Genomic DNA, 2592 nt, shown 5'->3' with positions numbered 1-2592 from the left:
ACGCTTGGTCATGTTGACGAGGTAGGGCACGATGTCGTCGCCGACCTCCTTGGGGTTGACGAAGTGGGTCATGCCGAAGCGCTCGCCCCAGGCCTTCTTGTCGTTGTTGAGGTCGACGCCGATGATCATGTCGGCGCCGGCAAGACGAAGCCCCTGGATGACGTTGAGGCCGATACCGCCGAGGCCGAAGACGATCGCGGTCGCGCCCATCTCGACCTTGGCCGTGTTGATGACCGCGCCGATGCCGGTTGTGACGCCACAGCCGATGTAGCAGATCTTGTCGAAGGGGGCGTCCGGGTTGACCTTGGCGACGGCGATTTCGGGCAGAACCGTGTAGTTGGCGAAGGTCGAGCAGCCCATGTAGTGGTGGATCTTGTCCTTGCCGATCGAGAAGCGCGAGGTGCCGTCCGGCATCAGGCCTTGCCCTTGCGTCGAGCGGATCGCGGTGCACAGGTTGGTCTTTCGCGACAGGCACGACGGGCAGGAACGGCATTCCGGCGTATAGAGCGGAATGACGTGGTCGCCCTTTTTCACCGAGGTGACGCCCGGGCCGACGTCGACGACGATGCCGGCACCTTCGTGGCCGAGGATCGCCGGGAACAGGCCTTCCGGGTCGGCACCCGACAGCGTGAAGTCGTCGGTGTGGCAGATGCCGGTCGCCTTGACCTCGATCAGCACTTCGCCGGCCCGCGGGCCTTCGAGCTGAACGGTCATGACCTCGAGCGGCTTGCCTGCCTGAACGGCAACGGCGGCGCGTACATCCATTGTTGGATCCCTCTTGTTGTTCGCTGAAGAGCAGGCTGGACCGGGCGCACGCAGCGGCCGGTCCCCTCTGGTGGTGTTGTTCGGCGCGAGACGCGTTAGAGCGTCTTTTCGACTTCCGGCAGAGCTTCGAAGAGATCGGCAACCAGGCCGTAGTCGGCGACCTGGAAGATCGGCGCCTCTTCGTCCTTGTTGATCGCGACAATGACCTTGCTGTCCTTCATGCCGGCGAGGTGCTGGATCGCGCCGGAGATGCCGCAGGCGATGTAGAGATCGGGCGCGACCACCTTGCCGGTCTGGCCGACCTGCCAGTCGTTCGGGGCGTAGCCGGCATCGACCGCCGCGCGCGAAGCGCCGACGGCAGCGCCGAGCTTGTCGGCAACCGGCAGGATGACTTCCTGGAACTTTTCCGACGAGCCGAGCGCGCGGCCACCGGAAATGATGATCTTGGCAGATGTCAGCTCCGGACGGTCCGACGACGACAGGGCGTCGGCAACGAAGCTCGACACACCCGGGTTGGCAGCAGCAGAGACGCTTTCGATCGCGGCCGAACCGCCTTCAGCGGTGGACGCAAACGAGGCGGTGCGCACGGTGATGACGCGCTTGGCCTCCGTCGTCTGCACCGTCTGGATGGCGTTGCCGGCATAGATCGGACGCAGATAAGTGTCGGACGAGACGACCTCGATGATTTCCGACACCTGGGACACGTCGAGCAGCGCTGCAACGCGCGGCATGACGTTCTTGCCGACCGAAGTGGCGGCAGCAACGATCGTGTCGTAGTTGCCGGCAAGCGAAACGATCAGCGCTGCAAGCGGCTCGGCGAGGTTGTTGGCGAGCGCCGCGTCGTCGGCAACAAGCACCTTGGCAACGCCCGCAAGCTTGGACGCCTGTTCGGCCGCCTGCTTGGCGCCGGCACCGGCGACGAGCACATGCACGTCGGCTCCAGTCCCACTGGCGATCTTGGAGGCCGCGCTCAGCGCCTTGGCGGTCTGGTCGGAAAGGTGGTTGCTGTCGTGGTCAGCCAGAAGAAGAATGGCCATGATCTTGTCCTCTCGAAAAATGGTTCGTTCCCGAAATCCGTCAGGCCCTGCCGAAAACGGTGGGGCGCGAGAACCGGCGCGCAGCGTACTTTTGGTACGTGAGCACCGGAAGCGCAGCGACACGCCGTTTGCAGGCGGGCCTCACGGATCTCAGAGAACGCCGGCTTCGGTCTTGAGCTTTTCGACGAGCTCGGCGACCGACTTGACCTTGATGCCGGCCTTGCGGCCCGACGGCTCCTCGGTCTTCAGCACCTTGAGGCGGGCCGACGTGTCGACGCCGAAGTCGGCCGGCGACTTCTTGTCGAGCGGCTTCTTCTTCGCCTTCATGATGTTGGGAAGCGACGCGTAGCGCGGCTCGTTCAGGCGCAGGTCGGTGGTGACGACGGCCGGAAGCTTGATGTCGATCGTCTGCAGACCGCCGTCGACTTCGCGCGTCACCCGTGCCGTGCCCTCTGGCGCCTTGCCGTCGCCGATCTCGACCTTGGAGGCAAAGGTGCCTTGCGCCCAGCCGAGCAGCGCCGAGAGCATCTGGCCCGTCTGGTTCGAGTCATCATCGATCGCCTGCTTGCCGACGATGATGAGCCCCGGCTGTTCGGCCTCTGCCACGCCCTTGACGATCTTGGCAACGGCGAGCGGCTCGACCTGGTCTTCGGTCTCGACCAGGATGGCGCGGTCGGCACCCATGGCAAGCGCTGTGCGCAGGGTCTCTTCGGCCTTGGCCGGACCGACGGAAACGACGACGACTTCGTCTGCCTTGCCGGCTTCCTTCAGCCTGAGCGCCTCTTCAACG

The 2592-nt window shown here is 64.8% G+C and carries 3 protein-coding genes; all 3 read right to left on the bottom strand.

All coding sequences use genetic code 11. The annotated features are described in order from the left end of the window. Positions 1–765 (bottom strand): alcohol dehydrogenase catalytic domain-containing protein (locus tag VGO12_RS28735; protein WP_327516144.1); only part of this gene is annotated, 765 nt, incomplete at its 3' end. Between the two features lie 95 nt (positions 766–860). Then, positions 861–1802: an electron transfer flavoprotein subunit alpha/FixB family protein gene (locus VGO12_RS28730; protein ID WP_327516142.1), complete on the bottom strand. Its 942-nt coding sequence runs from the start codon at positions 1800–1802 to the stop codon at positions 861–863. A 150-nt stretch (positions 1803–1952) separates the two neighbouring features. Then, the coding region (locus VGO12_RS28725; protein ID WP_327516141.1) for an electron transfer flavoprotein subunit beta/FixA family protein at positions 1953–2592 on the bottom strand (640 nt) is incomplete at its 5' end.

The sequence above is a fragment of the Ensifer sp. genome (assembly GCF_035999135.1).
Classification (GTDB): domain Bacteria; phylum Pseudomonadota; class Alphaproteobacteria; order Rhizobiales; family Rhizobiaceae; genus Ensifer.
Note: the sequence above shows the minus strand (reverse complement) of the source record. Positions and strands in the feature narration are given on the sequence as shown.